Genomic DNA, 19,162 nt, shown 5'->3' on the forward strand with positions numbered 1-19,162 from the left:
TTGATTACCCTTCGGCGTGCCGGCGTTGTCGCAAGTACGTCTGGCGAAAGGTCTCTTCACCTTGCCGGTCAGCAAGCCATTGTTCCAGAATCGTCACAATCGCTGCCGGTACGGCATCGGGTTCCACGATCCCCCAGTGCGTGCCCAACAGGGGATATTCACCGTCCTGCCCACCGCCAACGGTGATCGCCGCCGCAAAATGGCTGGGCTTCTCTTTATTGACGGTACCAGTCAAACCAATATCGACCATCTGCGGACGCGTACAAGAACTTGCGCATCCGGAAAGATGTATGCGCAATTGGTCAAAGGCCGCCAGCAAATGGGGCTGTTGCTGCAGCTCCGCTTCGATGGCCCCGCGCAACGCCGTATCGATCAAGCCGCGACCGCACAAGGCACGACCGGGACAAGCGGCCCAGGCAATCTTCCTCGGTTGGCCCAAACCCACCGGCGCCAGTTCCGCCAGGAGATGGGCTTTTTCCTCCGGCAACACACCGCGCCAGTAAATCTGCCGCTCTGTTCCGAGATCGATCACACCTCCGGCAAAACGGCGCGCGGCCATCGCTAATGTGTGCAGTTGTACCGCCGTCAGCGCCCCATTGGGAACATCGATGATCACCACTTCCCCCGCCGGCAGCTCTACCGACGGCGGCAACTCATCGACGGGCGTCCACCGTTCTTGCACTTGCGCCCAAAACTTCTCCACGCCCAAGGACTGCACCAGTACCTTCATTCGTTTCCCGGCACCTAACGCAAAAAACAAGTCCAAGATCGCCAGGATCAAACTGCGCACCTGTGCCGTCGGCACTTCCACCGGCAGCAATTCCGCCGGCTGCGGTTGCCGCCCCAAACCGCCACCGACATACACTTGCCAGCGCAGCCCTTCGGGCCGGGCGACCGGGATCAGGCCAACATCATTAAAAAGTACCGCTCCCGGCAAGGATTCGCTCACGGCAATCTTAAACTTCTGCTCCATCGTTACATGGGCCACAGCCGGAGGTATCGTCTGATTAAGAAACAGCGCCAGGGCCGCCACTTCCTGGGCAAAGGGACCATTTTCATAGACGGCCACCACATTGCGCACCGATTTGCCCCCGCTATTTACTGAAGAAAAACCCAGGGGCGCCAGTTTCTCGCGAATCGATTCAATCTCCGCCAGCGTCAGTCCATGAATCTGCACTGATTGACGCGAAGTAATTTCCAATTGTCCCCGTTCCGTCTTCTCCACTACGTCCGCCAATGCTGCCAATTGTTCTGCCGTCAACCGGCCCAGCGGTAAGCGAAAGCGTACAAAAAAGCGGTCTTTTTGGCGCTGTTGATAGATCCCTTGCAAGCGATAGGCGCTAATTTCTTTTGGTGTTAATTCCATCGGAACATCTCCGTTCACTTATTCTCATTATCCTATAGGAATACTATCATTCGGATGGACGCCTGTCAACCAACGGGATTGCCGTCAACCAAAGGGATGTCGTCAGCGAAAGGGATCTGGTCAACTTATGAGCTGCCAGCTTTTATTTATTAGCAAAACCGACTTCATCCGCATATATTGCTGGCGAGAAGGAGGTCGGATATGCATGGCAGTGGTTAAAGTTCCGGATCTGCTTGTATCCCCCGTATCCAATCCCGATATGGATGAAATTCGGTTTTGGCTGCGCATTATGATGGAGCACTCGTTGTTTATGAAAATTGGGTTTCCTTGTACCGAACTTGAATTGATTCGCCGGGCCGGCGAATTTCAAAAAGGCTTTCAAGAGTTGCTGAATGAATCAGAACGCGTTCATCCATCACAAATGGCCGATTTCATCAAGAAAACAATCTATTGGGTCGAATGCCTTCGCGCCTTCAAACGCCATGTATTACACATTGTAATTACATGTGGGTTTAAACTGGGAGGATATAACTATCCGCTACTCCTTGATCACATCTCCCGCGAAGCAGAATACTTTCTGCTGGTGCTTAGAAAAGCGGAGACTGGGGAAACAGGCACCCCGATTCAGTCGATTATTCAAGAAAACGTTTTTTGGCTGCGCATCATGTCCGATCATTCGAAATTTATCCGCAGTTTATTGGATCAATCGGAACGTCAACTTGCGAATCAATCCCAAGCATTTAGTGATGAATTCGACACCCTGCTCGCGCAGGCCCGCGATCTCGAAGGGATGTTATGGGACTTCAAAAAAATCCCCACCTTATCTCGCTTTGAAGGCGACGTCAAGGGGGCTACTCGCCGGTTACGGGATTTCAAACAAGCGGCCAAAGAACTATTGGAAAATTGCGCCGCCCTTTCGCTGATTCCGGTAGCATTAGCCGATCATGTACGGCGTGAGGCAGAACATTTTCTGATGATTATTGACCGGATCGAACATGAATTAGCGAACTAAACCACCTTCTACCGAAGCTTTTTAAGCCAACCTCCTGCTACCGGAACCCCTTATCAGTATCGCCCTAACTATCAGGAGCAATGAATGCGTGTAGGAGTGGAAATGTTGTATTACGAGCAGAACGTTGATTATCCTCCCTTTACGTTAAGCCGAGCACAGATGGAATTGCGGGATCGTGTTCGCATGCTCTGGGAACAGCATGATACTTGGACATTATCTGCCATCACCAGCCTGGTATTTGGCTTGCCAAATGCAGATGCTGTGGTTTCCCGGTTACTCCGTAATCCTGATGATTTTAAACAGGTGCTACAGCTTTACTATGGGGAAAGAATCGCGTCCAACTTTCGCGACTTATTAAAGGCACATCTGAGTATTGCGGCCGATCTCGTCAACGCAGCCAAAGCCGGCGATGCGAATGCAGCCAACGCGATTGAGAGAAAATGGTATGCCAATGCCGATGCCATCGCTGTTTTATTAGGAAGTATTAATCCGTATTGGCCTCAAGAGCAGTGGCGAAGAATGCTGTATCGCCACCTTGAACTGGTCAAAAGAATCGCCGTTGACATGCTGAACGGACGGTATCCGGCTAGTATCGCAGCGTATGACGAAAATGAGTTGCATACATTGGTGATGGCCGATGTAATGTCCGGCGGTATCATTCATCAGTTCCACATAACCTGATGTTCGCATGATGTCTCTCTTCATCCCAACCAAGGTGATGGGCTGTTTATAGTAAATAACCCCGGTTCGCTTCAACGTTAGCGTACCGGGATTATTTTTTTGGCACGATTCATGCGCCTTGATTTCCTATTTAATTTTCGTTTTAGGCGATAGTCGACAGATTCACCTACCGTCATTACGAATAAAATCAACTTGTTGCAGACAAGCGCAAGTGTGTCTGACGGAAGGTTTCTTCGCCCTCACGCTGGGCAAGCCACTCCTCTAAAATCGTCACGATCGCCGCCGGCACCGCCTCCCGTTCCACTACGCCCCAGCGGGTGCCCAACACAGGATATGCGCCGTCAAGCCCACCGCCGACAGTGATCGTCACTGCCGGCTGGCCCGGCTTCCCTTTCATCACGGCACCGTTCAAACCAATATCCGCGACCTGCGTACGGGTACAAGAACTTGGGCAACCGGAAATATGGATGCGCAAGCGGTCAAAGGCAGCCAGCAGATGCGGTTTTTGTTGCAGTTCTGCTTCGATGGCGCCGCGCAAAGCCGTATCGATCAAGCCGCGGCGACAGGAGGCACGACCGGGACAAGCAGCCCAGGCGATGATCCCCCTTTGACCCAATCCCACCGCTGCTAACTCCGCCAGGAGATGATCTTTTTCCTCCGGCAAGATGCCGCGCCAGTAGATCTGCCGCTCCGTCCCGAGATAAACTACGCCTCCGGTAAAGCGGCGCGCTGCCATGGCCAATGCGCGCAGTTGTACTGCCGTCAGCACGGCATCAGGAAGATCAGTGATCACCACGTCCCCCTCCGGCAGCGGTTCCACCGCCGGTAGCAATTCATCGATTGGTGTCCAACGTTCTTGCACTTGCGCCCAGAAATCCGCTACACCCAAAGAGTGAACGAGGGCTTTCATCCGCTTCCCGGCACCTACCGCTAAAAACAAGTCTAAGATCGCCTGGACTATACTGCGCACCTGCGCCGTCGGCACTTCCACCGGCAATAACTCCGCCCGTTGCGGCTGCCGTCCCAAACCACCACCCACATACACTTGCCAGCGCAGCCCTTCCGGCCGGGCCACCGGTAACAGCCCGATATCGTGATAAAGCACTGCGCCTGGCATAGCATCCGGTACGGCATCACTCATGGGAATCGCAAACTTGTGCTCCAATATGACAAGGGCCACATCGGGAGATATGGCCTGATCAAGGAACGTAGCCAAGGCCGCTACTTCCTGAACAAAATGGCCCGTTTCATACAAAGCCACGACATTGTGCATGGATTTGCTGCTGCTGTTTACCGGAGAAAGGCCCAATGCGGTGAGTTTCTCACGCATTGCCTCGGTTTCCGCCCGCGTTAATCCCTGCATCTGCACCGATTGCCGTGAAAGAACTTCCAGTTTCCCCTGTTCCGTCTTCGCGACCACATCGGCCAATCCCGCTAATTGCTCCGCCGTCCACCGGCCCAGCGGTAAGCGAAACCGCACGAAAAAGCGATCTTTTTCGCGTTGTTGATCAATTCCTTGTAAGCGATGGGCGCTCATTGCTTCTGGTGATAATTCCATCAAGCCATCTCCGTTCGCTTATGATACTTTCTACGACAAACCCTTTCCCATGCTTTTCTTCTTTAATGCCAATACACGTGGCTTTTTCGATTGCTCAAGCTCAAAGTTCATTCCAATACGATAAATTTCCGGAATATAGTATTTAAGCAACCCGTCTTTATCCGTATCTTCATAAAGAACCCCCATATTCTTCAGAAACTCCAATTGTGTTGGTGTAATCCCCAGTTGTTGAACCGTAAAAGGTACACGCCGTTTATCCGGTGCTAACTGTTTCATGTCCTCAAACCAAGTTTTAAACTCACCGGACTCATTCATTACTTCTTCCAGCTTTTTCTCACTGCAAGGGCGCAGGGCATGCCGAATCGCCTGCGGTGGTAAGATGCGATCCTTCTGCCAATGACGAAACCCCACCCCCTCCGCATCTTCAGATGTTTTTTTCGCTGCATGGTAAAGAAACCGCACAATATCCCGCGCTTGAAGGCGCCCTTTGAAGTCACTTAACGCTGCATAGACCCAAGCGGCACTATTGGCTTCTTTGGAATTATCTTTTCCTAATTTTTTGCCCCAAAGCTGTTCCAGTTCATTGATAACAACGGTGCGTCCCAGCGAATTCACTTCAATTGTGGGATCGTAGAATCGCGCTTGCTGACCCAACCAATAAACAAGGTGTAAAAAAGAATCTTGATCCCACGTCAGTTCATACGGTTTATACCGGCTTTCCATTTGCCCTGCATTTTGCCGAATGGCATAACGAAGATAATCTTTGCGCAAAAAAATGATCATCCCCAACGAAGACTGCCGCAATGTATCTTGCAACCTTTTTGGGAAATCCAACAGCGCCTTTAAAGCGACCTGCTGACTTCGTTGATCGGCAATACGATCGAACAACTCTTCCAGCCCATCGATAATCAGCACCAAGCGAAGTCCACCTTTTTCCAATTGACGATTCAGCGTATGCATACCCGATGTAATCGCTATGTCAAGGTTCTCTTGCGCAGGAGATTCAAAGTGAATGTTCATCGCTTTGGCGATGAGATCAAGCCAATACCAAATCCAATTCAGTTCTCCCCATTCCGGTTCCCCGTCTAACTTGGATTTAATCGCCAGATCACTGATTCCATTGGCAACAAAATACTGATGATGCGCAAATGATGCTGTTTTCGTATGTGGTTGATCCGGGCTTGGGGTAGCATCATTGATGATTTGCGTGACTTGATCACGGGCTTCCCGGATAATTCGATTCATCTTATCGTCAAGTTGCTTCGGTGCTAATAGCGGATAAATATAGCTACAGCACTTTTTTTGCATAGCTCCGTTTTCCTTACCACTCACTTTATCCACAAAAGTTTCCCAGTGCTTACACCGCGCTAAGTGAAGATAGCTGAACGTTTTTCCCGCACCTTTGGCACCAATGGAAATCACCTGCGGAAGTTCATCGCGATACTTGATGGCGAGATTTCGTAACGCATCCGTCACAAGCAGGTTGTCTCCGATTCCTTTTTCAGCGTATTCCTCACATTGATCCCGAAGAGCAACCACCTGCTGTAAATCATTATTTCCTTTGCGCATTCTCGCTTCGCGTCGATTGTCTTTTTTCGGCCAATTCTCACCGGCCCACTTTATAGCCATGTCTGTTAGGGAAGAGTTGGAACGGGTCTTATCACGGGCATCGTCCCAACTCTTTACATAAAGTAGTTCTTGTGAAAAGTAAGACTCCCAACAAGTCAATCGAGTATCATATCCATTGTCATCCATGTTGCTCTCGGAAAAATGCACATCATAAGCCTCTTGCAATTGCGCGACTGCATCTTCATAGACGGAGCTTTTCCGCAATTCCGGTGTGAGCATGGTAACAATGACTGTAGGATCATAATATTGTCCTCGTCCGGTTTCTTCCGGAGGCGGAGCCAATTTAGCCATCTGTTCTAACACCAAGCATGTGCCATGAATGGACTGCTCCGATAACGTCGTTACAAGAAAACGTTCGATTTGAGCATCCATTAAAATCGGACTGGCCAGATCGCTAAGTCCTGCCCGCAAATCAATCAAGATAACGTCAGCTTGAACAGCTTGCCCCAGTTGCCTAATGGCGGTCGTTGTCTGCCAAGGATTTGCCGCACTTCGCGCTAGATGTTGCGGCAAAATCGGCGTGTCCAGCAGTTGCTCTTCCGAACAAAAAGCAGGCAGAAAAAATACTGTGGAATTGCCGATCTGTTTGCGCGAAGAAGCTAATTGATTCGTGACTGCCTCCATCGCCTTTTCCCGTTCTACCGGCGGGTAGTGATAAACTTCTAAAAAATCAATAAATGAGATCTCCGGTTGTAAACGTTCTTGGCGATCCCAGTAGGTGAGTCCCGGTGCCTCTAGATCGGCGTCAATAACCAGAATCGATATAGGTTTACCGGTATCATGTGCTCGTTGAAGCAACGAAAAGTAAAACCCCGCCATATGCGTCGTCCGCCCAACGCCACCTTTGAAAGAGTGAAACGCTACGATATGCGGGGGTTGCTTACCGGATGTCTTCGCTACTATCCGCGGTATCGATGTCCCCATCGGTCGCCTAAATGGTGGCTCGTCTTTTGATAAGTACGCTAATTCTCGCCAAAGGGGAACAATGACCTTTTCCTGTTTAGGCATTTCGCCGTGGACCACAAAGTCAACCGGCAAAAAGGCGTTTTCAATGTCCAAGCGAATTTGACGTCGCTCCGTATCATACCAATCCCCAAACCATTGCTGGATTTCTTGCGCAGCTTGTTGCTGAAACCCCAAACTATCGATCATAATTTCCACGCCATCGGAAAAACAGTCAATATCTTTGATGCTCAGTGGCAAATTTCTTTTATTATTCGTTAATTTACGAATCCTTCGCTCAACATCCAACCAAGTTAGTAACTTCAAGCCAATTCCCTCCCGACCCAAGTAGCGATTCGCTCCAAGCGGTCTTCCAATTCTTGATCACTGTATGCCTGCGACGAACCACCATAGCGCCACATTTGATTGTAATCACCTGCATAAACTTGTCGGCTTATGTAGTTCCCGTCGTCACTCCGCAAATCATTCATTGCTGTTACTGGTAAGTTAAGATCTTTTCCGGCTCGTAGTGTATCCAGTAATTCATTGATGTCATGCTGTATTTTTCTGAATTGCCGGGAACTTAACCTTCCACCGGTGTAATCTTCACCGTTTCGCACCATGATCAAAGCTTTTAAACCACATTCGACCGCATAGAAAAGCAATAAGCGCCTTGTATTCGAGGTATTCGCGTCATTTATCTGTCTCGCGGCTTGGTAATGCCGCCACCACGCATTTTTCATTTCCCGACGGCTAAAGGGTATCACGGCACAGTCCTCCGGTTTCAGAATTCCAAATATGTCTACATTTTATATGATTAACGGTGCCCTAGTCATCAGGGTGCCGTATCAGTATGAATATTCCCAATCATTTTTCTCAATTCCAGGATTTGCGCCAAGGGCAAGTCCGTGATTCTCGCAACATATTCCGGGTCTGAACCATTTTCCAGCAAAGCGATGGCAACTTTTATGATCCCTTCTTTGATCCCTTCCTTTTTACCTTCCCGCTTCGCCCTGGCCCGCTTGTCTCTAAGATAAAGCCCATACTTCATACACGCCCAATAATCATCCCGCACATTAGGATCATCGCTAATCCGGTTCACGTTGTTCATTGTCCGTTGCAAAATCTCATCATAGGCTGTCATCTGCTCCACTTCCCGTGCAATTTCCGGGTCATCCGACGCCAACAACAAAAGCAACTGTTTCAACGCCTGCTCACCCAGTCTTTCCATTTCCCGCTTTCAAACTCCTTACGCACCCGCCGGAGATCCAAGAAAATGCTCTCCCGCCGCTCTGTTAGTAAAACCCGCCGCCGATCTTCCCACCAGTGAAATTCATAGCGATAGTCATCGCTACCCGGGAAAGGTTGATAATTGGTGCTTACCACTGATATCGCCCCGTGTACATCCAGATAGCCATTGCCCTCCGTCATAATATCGGCAAACATGGCGGCAATATAGTACACAATGCAATTACTCCTAATCCCCATAAATATTTCCACCCTCCCCCGCTCACACTGTAACCAACCAAATCCATTTCCCGGAGGCTAACCCATGACATACGCCACCATCACCGACCACCTCAAAACCCTGCAAAACCAACTTCGCGAAATCAACAGATCCCACCCTTCCCTCTGTCTCAAAAAAATCAAAGACAACCAAGCCTTCGACCTCACCCAACTCGACACGCTCACCGCCCCACCCACAGCCAAAAGCAAAGCAAAACCCCAGCTTAACTCGTTCTCCTCCCGCCTGCTCAACGACCTCATTAATACCAACAGCGCCCTCATCCTCAGCAACCGCCACACCAGCCCCGAAGCCGCCCACCTGTCCGCCAAATTAACCCGCCTCAGCAAAGAAGCCAACCAGCGCAGCGACCAACTGGGCCTGTCCCAACTCCACATCGGCTACCCCTTCCTCCGCGGCACCTTCGCCAACGGCAACGCGCTCCAATGCCCCCTCCTGCTCATCCCCGTCAATCTTACCCGTAAAAAAGACGGCGAAAGCGGCTGGTACCTCGACCGGGACACCGACGAACCCATCCGCCTCAACGCCATCCTTCTCAAAGCCCTGGAGCAATACAACCAACAACGCATCGAAGCAACCATCGAAGACGCTCTCATTCCCCTGCTCTCCACCCCGTCCCTTTTGCTGGAGCAAATCGCATCAATCCTGCAACACTACGCCATCCCCTGCCAACCCATCCTCACACCGGCCGCCCCCATAAGCAACCAAGGCATCGCCCCAACCGGACCCCGCCTCCGCTCCACCGACACCACCCCGGAACCCCCACCCGAAGCTTTCTTTCCCACCCTCCCCTTTATCGAACTACCACCATCGCCATCGGCCAAACCCCTCGCCCCATCGCCCATGGAACTCTACCCCTTTCCGCTCCTCGGCCTTTTCCCTCAAACCAACGACGAAATCCTCAAAGACCTGGACGAAATCACCAAGAAAGTCCCCCAGATCGGCCTCGTCGGCACCCTGTTACCGTTCATCGATGAAGCAGACGACGCTCCTCTGGAAACCATCGACCCCGGCCGCTGCCCCGCTCTCGACCTCGATAGCCTCCCCACCGAAGCCAACATGCACGTCTATCCCGTCGACGCTTCCCAAGAAGAAGTGATCTACGCCCTTTCCCAACCGGATCTGCGGGGCCTTGTCGTCAAAGGCCCGCCCGGCACCGGCAAATCCCAATTGATCATCAACCTGATCGCCAACGCCCTCGGCAAAGGCGAAAAAGTCCTCGTCGTTTGCCAAAAACGCACCGCCCTCGAAGTCATCCTGGAACGGCTGCAAACCTTACAACTCGATGGCCCTACCTTACTCATCAGCGATCCCAACAAAGACCGCAAAAGCTTCTATCGTCAAATTGAACGTTTGCTCTCAGCCGATTTTCACCATACCCTGGATGACAACCACACCGCCTATCAGAAACTTGCCAAACAAGTCGACGATCATACCCAGGACCTCAAGAACATTCACGATGCCCTGCACAGCCCCCGCCCTTGGGGCATACCAGCCTATCAACTCTATCGCAACAGCAACAAATTTGAAGATCCCCGAACCTTTCTGGCTCTTACCGACATGGCCGATCAAGTAACGTCCGAAGCGATGGAGGAAATCGCCGCGAAGATGGAAAAACTCGGTCAATTGCACAGTCGCTTTGGCCATCACCACTACCCGCTGTTCCATCGCCACTCCTTTCAGGACGGGACCCTGCAAAACCGTGAACGTTATCGGGCATTGCTCGCCACGGCTATGGAGCAGTGGCAAAGCATCGCCACCCTTAGCCAAACCTTTCAAGTCCCCCCTTCCCCGGAAACATGTTGGAAATTTGAAAAAGCCCTGCGCCATCAGCTATCCCAGCAAAGCACCCGCCCCTTTTTCGGTTCCTTCCTCAATTACCTGCGGGACTTCTCCCATCGCCGCTCCCTCCATCCATGGCTGGCTACGATCAAGCTCACCGCCTCCAACGCTGCCAACCTCCCCACAATCGATGACTCCGCAAAAAAAGTACAAAACATCCTGGAATATACCAACGCCACCCAACAGTTCCATGCCACCGTAGATTCCCTTACTGAGTTCCTGCAACCCCAAGCCCTCCAGCCGTTCCGCGAGGCTCTTATTACCGGCAATATCGAAGGCATACAAAAAAGGCTGCAAGCGATCGCTTCAGCCTTGACTACCGATTATGATGACCTTTGCCAGATGGATAGCGCTATCCATCGCCTCAACCCGCTCGAACAACGGCTGCTTGCACTGCTTCAAAAGCAACTCCCCCCGCAACCCGGAGAAAACATCGCCGAACGCTGGGAAGAAGCCATACGCCAATCCTTTTACCATGCCTGGATTGATTGCGCGGAAACAACCCATCCCAAACTAAAAGAATTTCATACCGAGGATATCGATGATTTACCCCAAAAATGCAAGCGCCTGCTCGATGAGAAACAAAAACTGACTCCCAAGGCATTACAAAGCCGCTGGGGAAACCGTATCCAGCAAACCTTCGAAGCCCATCCCGCTCTTAAAGGCCAACTCCGCTCATCCATTATCGGCAAAGCCAAAAAACAAAGTATCCGCCGATGGATCGAGAATTTCAATAATCCGAAGAATACGAAGGCCAATCATACGCAGGCATTATTGGAATTGCTGCCGATCTGGCTGTTGTCCCCGTCCGCTGTCTCATCGATTTTACCGATGGAAAAGGAGCTGTTCGATCTCGTCATCTTCGACGAAGCATCCCAATGCCCCTTGTCGCACAGCATTCCTGCAATTTACCGGGCAAAAAAAGTGGTTGTCGTCGGTGACGAATACCAACTGCCGCCATCGACCGGATTTGTCACCCAAGATGACGATGATGATAGCGAAGACACATCCCCGCCGGAAAGCCTGCTCCATCAAGCTTTGAAATTTTACGACACCAAGATGCTCAAATGGCATTACCGTTCCACCCATGCCGACTTAATCAACTTTTCCAATTACGCTTTTTATCGCGGCCAACTGCAAACCCTTTCTCATGCCCGAAGCCACCGGATCAAACCGATTGAATGGTATCAGGTAGACGGACAATGGCGCGATAACGCCAACCACGAAGAGGCCGAAAAGGTCTGCGATCTGCTTGCCCATCTTGCTTCCTCATCACACCACCATGGCAGTGCCACCTACCCAACCGTGGGGATTATCACCTTCAATGCCAAGCAAAGCAATCTGATCATGAAAAAAATCGATGCCCGCAAAGAAAAAGACTTTGCTTTTCGTTCGCAAGTTGAAGCGATGGAAACCAATCCGGCTGGGCCACTTTTTGTCAAAAATATTGAAAACGTGCAAGGTGATGAACGGGAAATTATCATCATCTCTGTTGGTTATGGGCGCAACGAAGAGGACAGATTCATTCAAAGGTATGGCACAATCAATGAACCCGGCGGTGAACGCTATTTGAATGTAGCGATTACACGAGCCAAAGACAAAATCTTTGTGCTATGCAGCATGCCGCTGGTGATGCCGAACAATTGTAAAAATGAAGGCCCCAAGCTATTTATTTACTATCTTCAATACGCCAAAGCCGTGTCCGACGGTGACCGGGAACGGGTCGACCAGATACTTCATCAGTTGAACGATGCACTTCGGACCAAGTTTCAAGAAAAGGACAAGCACTTTGACAGTATATTTGAAGAGCAAGTCTACGCGTGCCTGCAAAAGCGGAATTATCAGCTTGATACACAGGTCAAATGTGCCGGCTACCGGATTGATTTGTCCATCGTTCATCCTCATGATCCAACGCGCTACCTCTTGGCGATTGAATGCGATGGGGCTACCTACCATAGTGCCCCTTCGGCTCGTGAGCGGGATATCTACCGGCATAACTTCCTTGAAAGCCGGGGGTGGAAAATCCATCGGATTTGGAGTCGCAATTGGTGGAAAGATCGGAATTCGGAGATTGAAAAAATTGAGCGGGCAGTTGCGGAAGAGTTACGGCGAAATCCGTGAAGATAAAGGCTTACGCTCCACTTCCCCATATCATCAAGAAACAAATCCGGGGCTGCCAATGCTTAGCAGCCCCGCGAAATTTCCAAGAAAAATGGCTCTACGTATTGCTTATCATCCTTTGCAATTCGAGAATGTCTTTCAAGGGCAAGCCGGTGATTTTCATTACATATTCCGGATCAGAACCACTTTCAAAATGGCACTGTTCAAGAAAATCCCGGCCGATTGTCCAAAAGAAAACCCAAGATAGCGCCCGTCTTCTTTTCCCTGGGCCAGTCCGAAAAAGTCCTGGCTCCCCGCCCCGGCCTCAATCGCTCGCTGAAAGACCTGATCATCCTTCAATCGCGGCAAATAAAGATAAGCGCAGGTTTTATGCCATACATCAAGTGCATTGGCTTCCGCCCCATCTTTCCAAAACCAGCGTTTCAGCAAATTCGCCAGATGGATCGGCGCCCATTCGGTGATCAAGATTTCATTTTCTTTCAGTACCCGCATGATCTCCTGCGTCAGGTTGGGCGCACTGGCATTCAGCAAAAATGGCTCCCACTTAATTTCCGAAAGGCCTTTCACCGGAACAACCTCCTGCATGGGCGACAAGATTCATTTGTAAGTTTCGCGCATGGACTAAGGCTTCCGTAATACCATTCAAACTTTAATCACCTAAACTTATCCCACCGCCCGCACATGCCTGCTAGATGCTAATTGTTTTGCTTGGAATTCATCCAATAAAGTAACTGCTCTATTTTCCCAAGACATTTTTCTAACTTCGGTTAACTGCTTGTTTTTAATACTTTCAGACCACTTATATTCTACATTTCTCAACAATGATATTATGTCGTTATGCGTATGACCAACAAAAATAAAATCATTAAACCGAATAGCACTTGGTATAGCTGTTGCGACAATAGGTTTTCCTGTAGCCATATATTCATATAATTTTAAAGGATCTGAAGCAAGAGAATGAGGTTCATAATTTCTTGGTAGCAGAAGAACATCAAAATTATGTAAATAATTTGGAACTAAATCATATGACTTAGGACCAAGTAATTTTATTTTGGGGTTATTTCTCAAGCTGTTAATTTTTTGTTCACCAATTGCATTCTCAATAACTGGACCAACAAAAACTAAAGTTCCCTTATCAAGAGAACGTGCAATGTTTATTATTAGATCTATATCAATCCAATTGGTAATTGCCCCGACAAAACCTATTATTGGTTTTTCCAGTTCTATCAAATCATTTAGAGGTCGATTAAATGATGGCTTATGTGCAAATCTTTTAATATCAACTCCGTTTGATAATAGTTCTACGGAACGCGAATAATCTTTTTGGATTTTTTCCACTAAATATTTAGATACAGCCGTCGTTAATGTGGCTTGATCTATAATTTGTAGGAACTGCCGCTCTAGAATCACTCTCTCCGCATTTGTAATACCAGGAAAGCCCAAATTATCATCAAGAATATCGAATATTAACCATCGTGGTTTTAATGCCATCATTATATTATAAGATTGACTAATACCTCCTGATGAAAGATGAAGTATTGACTCTTCTCTCCAGCTATCTCCTAATTCCTTGGATAACAGTTGCCCCAAGGTTTTCAATGACCACAAACGTTTAACATGACTTAATCCAAATGAAGAAGGTAGAGTTTCAAGTGGCGGTGTACAAACAAGAACATTTTGAGATGTATTGCAACTCCATGATGTGCTAAAAGTATAATTATTTTTTTTAGCTTTTCGATATCCGATGCTAGGGTCAAGAAAAACTTTATTAATATTCGAATACGCAAGTGTCATGGACCGCATAGTATCACTTAGTTCCTCATTTGTCCATTCATATGGATGCATTCCTACTACTATGATGTTGTTTATCATCTCTACATTCGTGTTCGGTTAACCAGATTTTTTCAAACGAAAGCACATACCCCATCCGCTGCTCTCTTTAATTTTACAAATTATATCGGGAAAACAACTCCGATTCACAAAAATCTCCTATGATTGTTGCAGTTATGATGTGGAATATCCATAATATGGGCGTTATCCCACCTTAGGATCCTCATGTGACATTTTGAATTTGGTGAATCCATTGAATGAATTTTACTATATATGGTTAACCGACCACGAATGATCATCTCTATCTTCCTTTCATATTACATTCCAAGAGAGACCCAGGTTACGCTAGCATGTCCAGCATAATAATCCACAGGATGGTTGCAGCGTTAAATATAAATACAACTCTAGGAATTTGGCATCAAGTAAGGAGAGCAACAGTTAGACGTCTTCTTTTTTACCGTTGTAGGGCGTTGCCGTCATGAGTAAGAAATGGCGACTGATCGAACCCAGTAGTTCACCGAGGAGAAATCGTTTGGTTTTGCTGATTTTGGTGCCGGAGTAGCTGGCCGACATTTTGTGAGCTTCATCGACGACAATGAGATCGCAACGAGTGAGGCGTAGTTTTTGCTGCAGTTCGTCGTTGCGGGAAAGTTGATCAATCCGGACGACAAGCAGATCGATATCATCAAAAGGATTGCCGCTGGGGGATTGAGCCACCATATCCCGACTAAAGATGGTAAAGGCGAGGCCGAATTTTTCATGTATTTCATCTTGCCACTGCTCCACCAAGCTACCGGGGGCGACGATGGGCACGCGTTTGGCGTCGGCCCGCATGAGCAGTTCACGGATAAACAAGCCGGCCATGATCGTTTTGCCAGCACCGGGATCGTCGGCCAAGACGTAGCGCAGCGGTTGCCGGGTAAGCATGGACTCGTAGACGGCCATAATCTGATGGGGCAACGGATCGACGTTGGAGGTATGTACGGTCATCATGGGGGCAAAAAGATGGGCCAAATTGATGCTGTACGCTTCGGTGACAAGCTTAAGATCGGCTCCCGGTGCATCAAATGCCCACGGGCGACCGGCCTCAGCCAAGGATAGATTCGCTTCATCGGTGCGAAAAAGCATCCGTTCTGTTAAGCGGCCATCGGTGGTTTTGTAGTATACAGTGATGGCGTTATTACCAACCGGTTCAGTGGTGACGACGCGGACGATTTGGTTTGATTCGATACCGGCGATGGCAGTTTCTTTCTTGATGTCTTCGAGTTTCATCTGCGAAAGTCACCTGCCTGGGGGTGGATTTTTTTCATGGGGCGTGTATGGTTATAAAAAGGGCTATTATTATCATTTTACATTATGGCAAAAGGGGAAAAGTGTCGAAACGTACTGGTTTGTGCGGGGAGGCGGGGGTTTTTGGGGGGTTGGGGCGGGAAAAATTTGTTTGATGGGTGGGAGTGGAGAAAGGAGAATAAAAAAAGCAACCCTTTGAGCAAATTATCGAAGCATTGCTTTCTATCAATGTATTATCGTTTTACTACTTATTCTCGCCAGACCCTTTGAACATAACCGAAATGAAACTGACTTCTATTGATCACTGTTTGTAATGAATTCCCTGTGCTTTTAATAACAAAATCAGTCACTGAAAGTGTTCTATTGAGCATAAGGTTAGTGAGCTTAATCCAAATTCTTGCTTTCTTATGCCATAATGTAGGGAATGCATTCCTTTCCGGACAATAACCAGGCTCTGGCTTCGAGTACACATTGAGTACCTCTGCTGTATAAGCAATATCATTGGTTCCGCCTGCATCCCGTCCAATGACAAAAATCATCCCTACCTTGTGACCCTGATGGATCGCTTCCTGAAAGGCTGTCACCTGGGACTCTGCCATACCGTTGGACAAACTTTCCGTAGAAAACCAAGTGTATCCTCGCGTCGCCTGATCGTCCAAATAAAATTGCATAATTTCGTGTCCAATATATGTATTTCCTCGAGTATCTTGTGCTGATCCTATTTTCATAAATATGTACGTGTCATGCCATAAATCTAATTGGTCAAATTCATGGTTATTATTCGGCATATTTTTCATCCTCCTGTTGCATTATTCCCCTTTTCCATACATTATCCTACAAATTAAATATTTTTACACGAAAAATAATCCTTCACATTTCGACATGGATTTCAGTTTTATGTTGGATTATGTCGAAAAAAAATAAACCCCCGGCTTTCGCCGAGGGCCATCCCAATTCAAATCCACCTATACCGCATGAACACACGTACTCTCGCAAGTAATCCTAACTTTCATCACCTTGTCAGACTCAGCATTTGGCTCAAAAGTAATCACACACACTTCGATTCCGCAGTGTTTCGCCAAGTAATGCCCGATATCCCTACTATAGAAGGCAGGCACATAGCCTATCTTAACTCCATTTTCGGAAAAAATTCGAAGCGCAAATGGATCAAACAGGTTATTTTCCTCATGAACAAGATTCAGTCGTTCGCCTTGCGCAAAATCATTGACGCCGAAATTCCCCTTTGCCCCCCAATACTTCCATCCTGCTACATAGAAATCATGTTGAAATGATTGATTGTCACAATTGGCCATCACTTTGGCAAACTCAAAATAATCTGTCACCAGTTTTCCGCCTGTTGCCGATAAAATCGCAAAATCATCACTATCAACGGTCAATGCATATTTGCTAAGAATGTCCCTATAATCGGGCCTTTTTTTATTCGGCAACCTTCTGGCAAATGCATTAAACAATTGATCGGACTCATATTGTTTTCTTATATCCGGAAAAGCCGGGTGAGGTAGGCATCCGTTCTTTTCGGCTTCTTTTAATTTTTCCTCATTGTACTGAAAATAATAGTTCCCCTGATCTCTCCATAACTCGCCGATAGCATGCCTTAAGCAGGTTTGCGGATCCTGCCAGATCAGCCATAACCGGTCTTCCGCTTTTGGTGTCATAACCTTTCACCCCTGAAATCTATAATTGACATTGCGACACCATCTTAACAGTTTTTTGCTCATAGCTATAAACGCACTGATTTGCTGGTAATCTTGCTCAGTCACTGCCATAGCCAAAGCAATACCGGGCGAAAAACTTATTCATCCTGTGTTTCCAATGCCGGAAGTACTTTCAAATTCAGCCTGGACAAATCCACATTCTTTACATTATACTTACCCAGGTAATGATTACTTAAGTAACAGTTGCCTAAGTAACAGTTGCATGGGTAACTGTCGCCCGGGCAATACTTAATTAGATAATCACTTGATGTTTTAATCAAAATTATATCTAGCAATTTATCAGATATGATCGATCGCATCGGAGGGCTACGTTCAAAATGGTATCGAAATCACTCTACGGCCACAAGGTAAACCAGCTAGGCCGGTTATTGACAAAGCGATTAAACGAAAAATTGACTCCAAGTGGATTGCATTCTTCACAATGGTTAATCATATTACTTTTGCATGACAGAAAAGAGTGCACACAGGTTGAACTTGGTCATTATCTTAACGTAGAAGCACCCACCATCACCCGAACGTTAACAAGGTTGGAGGAAATGGGTTGGATAACCCGGTTTGAAGGAAAGGACAAGCGGGAAAAACACATCAGGCTTACTAATAAAGTTGACGCGGAGTTTCAAAAATGGTTTGAAGCTGCTGTAAATGTGGAAAAGGATGCTTTGCGTCACATTGACGAACATGATCTTAATGTGTTTAACCGTGTTTTAGATAAAATGACGAAAAACTTAGGAGATACAAAATGATGGATATCCAATTGAAATCAACCAACGGTATGATTGAATCAGAAAACGAATCAGAAAACGAATCAAAAAGAAACTACTTTATCCTATTTCTTCGGGGATTAGTATTCATTACAGGAATACTTGTATTATCCTTGGGAGCATCAACAGCCATCACGGCAAGTCTTGGCGTACCAACCTGGGATGTTCTGCATATTGGTCTGGCGAACAAGACACCCTTTTCCATCGGAAGATGGGTACAGATTATCGGCGTTAGTATGATTTTAATGACTGCTTTCCTGGAAAAAGAAAAACCATCTCTCGGAAGCATTGTGAATATCATCATGATTGGCTTCTTTATGAATTTAATTTTAGAAAGCAAGCTGCTTCCTGTTTTTGATGGATTTATGCCCCGAACCATGATGCTGTTGAGCGGTATCACCCTGATGGGCTTCGGATCAGGAATGTATGTATCTTCAAAATTCGGTGCAGGGCCAAGGGAAGGACTCACCCTTTTTATATCAAAAAGGTTTTCTATGTCAATAAGGTTATCCAGAACCATAATTGAAGTAATTGCGTTGACAATCGGCTGGCTGCTTGGAGGACCTGTTGCATTAGGAACATTTACTACGGTTATTCTTATCGGACCGATAATGCAGTTTTCTCTAAAGTTCTGGACGAATCAGATCGAGAGAATTTCTGTAGCCTATGTCCGAATTTTAGCTTCAAAATCCGAACCACTTTATCCTTTGTACCCGCTGTACCCTGCAATACCTGATCTGATGCTACCCGAAGAAGTTGAACGGAGTTAAGAAAAATCGAGTAGGAGGGGGCGATTAACCCCCGACCTCTCACACCACCGTACGTACCGTTCGGTATACGGCGGTTCATATTGAATTACGATACTTTTG

General features: G+C 47.7%; 16 protein-coding genes. 5 read left to right on the forward strand and 11 right to left on the reverse strand.

Translation table 11 applies throughout. The annotated features are described in order from the left end of the window. Window positions 1-4: 4 nt before the first annotated feature. The gene (locus EDD73_RS01640; RefSeq protein WP_131917939.1) at window positions 5-1,366 is read right to left on the reverse strand and encodes a nitrite/sulfite reductase; all 1,362 of its coding nucleotides are present in this window, start codon (window positions 1,364-1,366) and stop codon (window positions 5-7) included. A 127-nt stretch (window positions 1,367-1,493) separates the two neighbouring features. Between EDD73_RS01640 and EDD73_RS01645 the strand changes: the two genes are divergently transcribed. Continuing rightward, window positions 1,494-2,378: a DUF2935 domain-containing protein gene (locus tag EDD73_RS01645; RefSeq protein WP_207668778.1), complete on the forward strand. Its 885-nt coding sequence runs from the start codon at window positions 1,494-1,496 to the stop codon at window positions 2,376-2,378. Between the two features lie 84 nt (window positions 2,379-2,462). Further along, complete coding sequence (locus tag EDD73_RS01650) at window positions 2,463-3,059, forward strand: acetylglutamate kinase (RefSeq protein ID WP_243116757.1); 597 nt, start codon at window positions 2,463-2,465, stop codon at window positions 3,057-3,059. Between the two features lie 187 nt (window positions 3,060-3,246). Here EDD73_RS01650 and EDD73_RS01655 read toward each other — a convergent pair whose 3' ends face one another. The 5 genes from EDD73_RS01655 to EDD73_RS01675 form a co-directional block, all read right to left on the reverse strand. Then, window positions 3,247-4,617, reverse strand: a complete 1,371-nt coding sequence (locus EDD73_RS01655; protein WP_131917940.1) for a nitrite/sulfite reductase — start codon at window positions 4,615-4,617, stop codon at window positions 3,247-3,249. A gap of 30 nt (window positions 4,618-4,647) precedes the next feature. Next, entirely contained in the window at window positions 4,648-7,515 is a 2,868-nt protein-coding gene (locus EDD73_RS01660) for a KGGVGR-motif variant AAA ATPase (RefSeq protein ID WP_131917941.1), read from the reverse strand. Continuing rightward, a complete protein-coding gene (locus EDD73_RS01665) occupies window positions 7,512-7,955 on the reverse strand; it encodes a hypothetical protein (protein ID WP_131917942.1) in 444 nt (147 codons plus the stop codon). The genes EDD73_RS01660 and EDD73_RS01665 overlap by 4 nt, the downstream gene beginning before the upstream one ends. Window positions 7,956-8,023: 68 nt before the next feature. Then, complete coding sequence (locus tag EDD73_RS01670) at window positions 8,024-8,419, reverse strand: hypothetical protein (RefSeq protein WP_131917943.1); 396 nt, start codon at window positions 8,417-8,419, stop codon at window positions 8,024-8,026. Continuing rightward, the gene (locus tag EDD73_RS01675) at window positions 8,392-8,652 is read right to left on the reverse strand and encodes a hypothetical protein (RefSeq protein ID WP_131917944.1); all 261 of its coding nucleotides are present in this window, start codon (window positions 8,650-8,652) and stop codon (window positions 8,392-8,394) included. Before EDD73_RS01675 ends, EDD73_RS01670 begins: the two co-directional genes overlap by 28 nt. An 88-nt stretch (window positions 8,653-8,740) precedes the next feature. Between EDD73_RS01675 and EDD73_RS01680 the strand changes: the two genes are divergently transcribed. Continuing rightward, the gene (locus EDD73_RS01680) at window positions 8,741-12,676 is read left to right on the forward strand and encodes an AAA domain-containing protein (protein ID WP_131917945.1); all 3,936 of its coding nucleotides are present in this window, start codon (window positions 8,741-8,743) and stop codon (window positions 12,674-12,676) included. A 162-nt stretch (window positions 12,677-12,838) separates the two neighbouring features. Here the strand turns inward: EDD73_RS01680 and EDD73_RS01685 are convergent, their stop codons facing one another. The 5 genes from EDD73_RS01685 to EDD73_RS01705 form a co-directional block, all read right to left on the reverse strand. Then, on the reverse strand, window positions 12,839-13,243 hold the full coding sequence (locus EDD73_RS01685; protein ID WP_131917946.1) for a hypothetical protein: 405 nt from the start codon (window positions 13,241-13,243) through the stop codon (window positions 12,839-12,841). Window positions 13,244-13,339: 96 nt separating this feature from the next. Then, window positions 13,340-14,548: a glycosyltransferase gene (locus tag EDD73_RS01690; RefSeq protein WP_131917947.1), complete on the reverse strand. Its 1,209-nt coding sequence runs from the start codon at window positions 14,546-14,548 to the stop codon at window positions 13,340-13,342. 396 nt (window positions 14,549-14,944) lie between these two features. After that, window positions 14,945-15,778: a DEAD/DEAH box helicase gene (locus EDD73_RS01695; protein WP_207668779.1), complete on the reverse strand. Its 834-nt coding sequence runs from the start codon at window positions 15,776-15,778 to the stop codon at window positions 14,945-14,947. Between the two features lie 266 nt (window positions 15,779-16,044). Further along, window positions 16,045-16,584: a hypothetical protein gene (locus tag EDD73_RS01700; RefSeq protein ID WP_131917948.1), complete on the reverse strand. Its 540-nt coding sequence runs from the start codon at window positions 16,582-16,584 to the stop codon at window positions 16,045-16,047. A 177-nt stretch (window positions 16,585-16,761) separates the two neighbouring features. Next, the gene (locus EDD73_RS01705; RefSeq protein ID WP_131917949.1) at window positions 16,762-17,472 is read right to left on the reverse strand and encodes an HIRAN domain-containing protein; all 711 of its coding nucleotides are present in this window, start codon (window positions 17,470-17,472) and stop codon (window positions 16,762-16,764) included. Between the two features lie 377 nt (window positions 17,473-17,849). Here EDD73_RS01705 and EDD73_RS01710 point away from each other — a divergent pair, with 377 nt between their 5' ends. Both EDD73_RS01710 and EDD73_RS01715 read left to right on the forward strand, forming a co-directional pair. After that, window positions 17,850-18,275 carry a MarR family winged helix-turn-helix transcriptional regulator gene (locus tag EDD73_RS01710; protein WP_131917950.1) on the forward strand — a complete coding sequence of 142 codons (426 nt, stop codon included), beginning with the start codon at window positions 17,850-17,852 and terminating at the stop codon, window positions 18,273-18,275. Continuing rightward, window positions 18,275-19,063 carry a YczE/YyaS/YitT family protein gene (locus EDD73_RS01715; protein ID WP_207668780.1) on the forward strand — a complete coding sequence of 263 codons (789 nt, stop codon included), beginning with the start codon at window positions 18,275-18,277 and terminating at the stop codon, window positions 19,061-19,063. The genes EDD73_RS01710 and EDD73_RS01715 overlap by 1 nt, the downstream gene beginning before the upstream one ends. Window positions 19,064-19,162: the final 99 nt, after the last annotated feature.

The sequence above is a fragment of the Heliophilum fasciatum genome (assembly GCF_004341395.1).
GTDB lineage: Bacteria > Bacillota > Desulfitobacteriia > Heliobacteriales > Heliobacteriaceae > Heliophilum > Heliophilum fasciatum.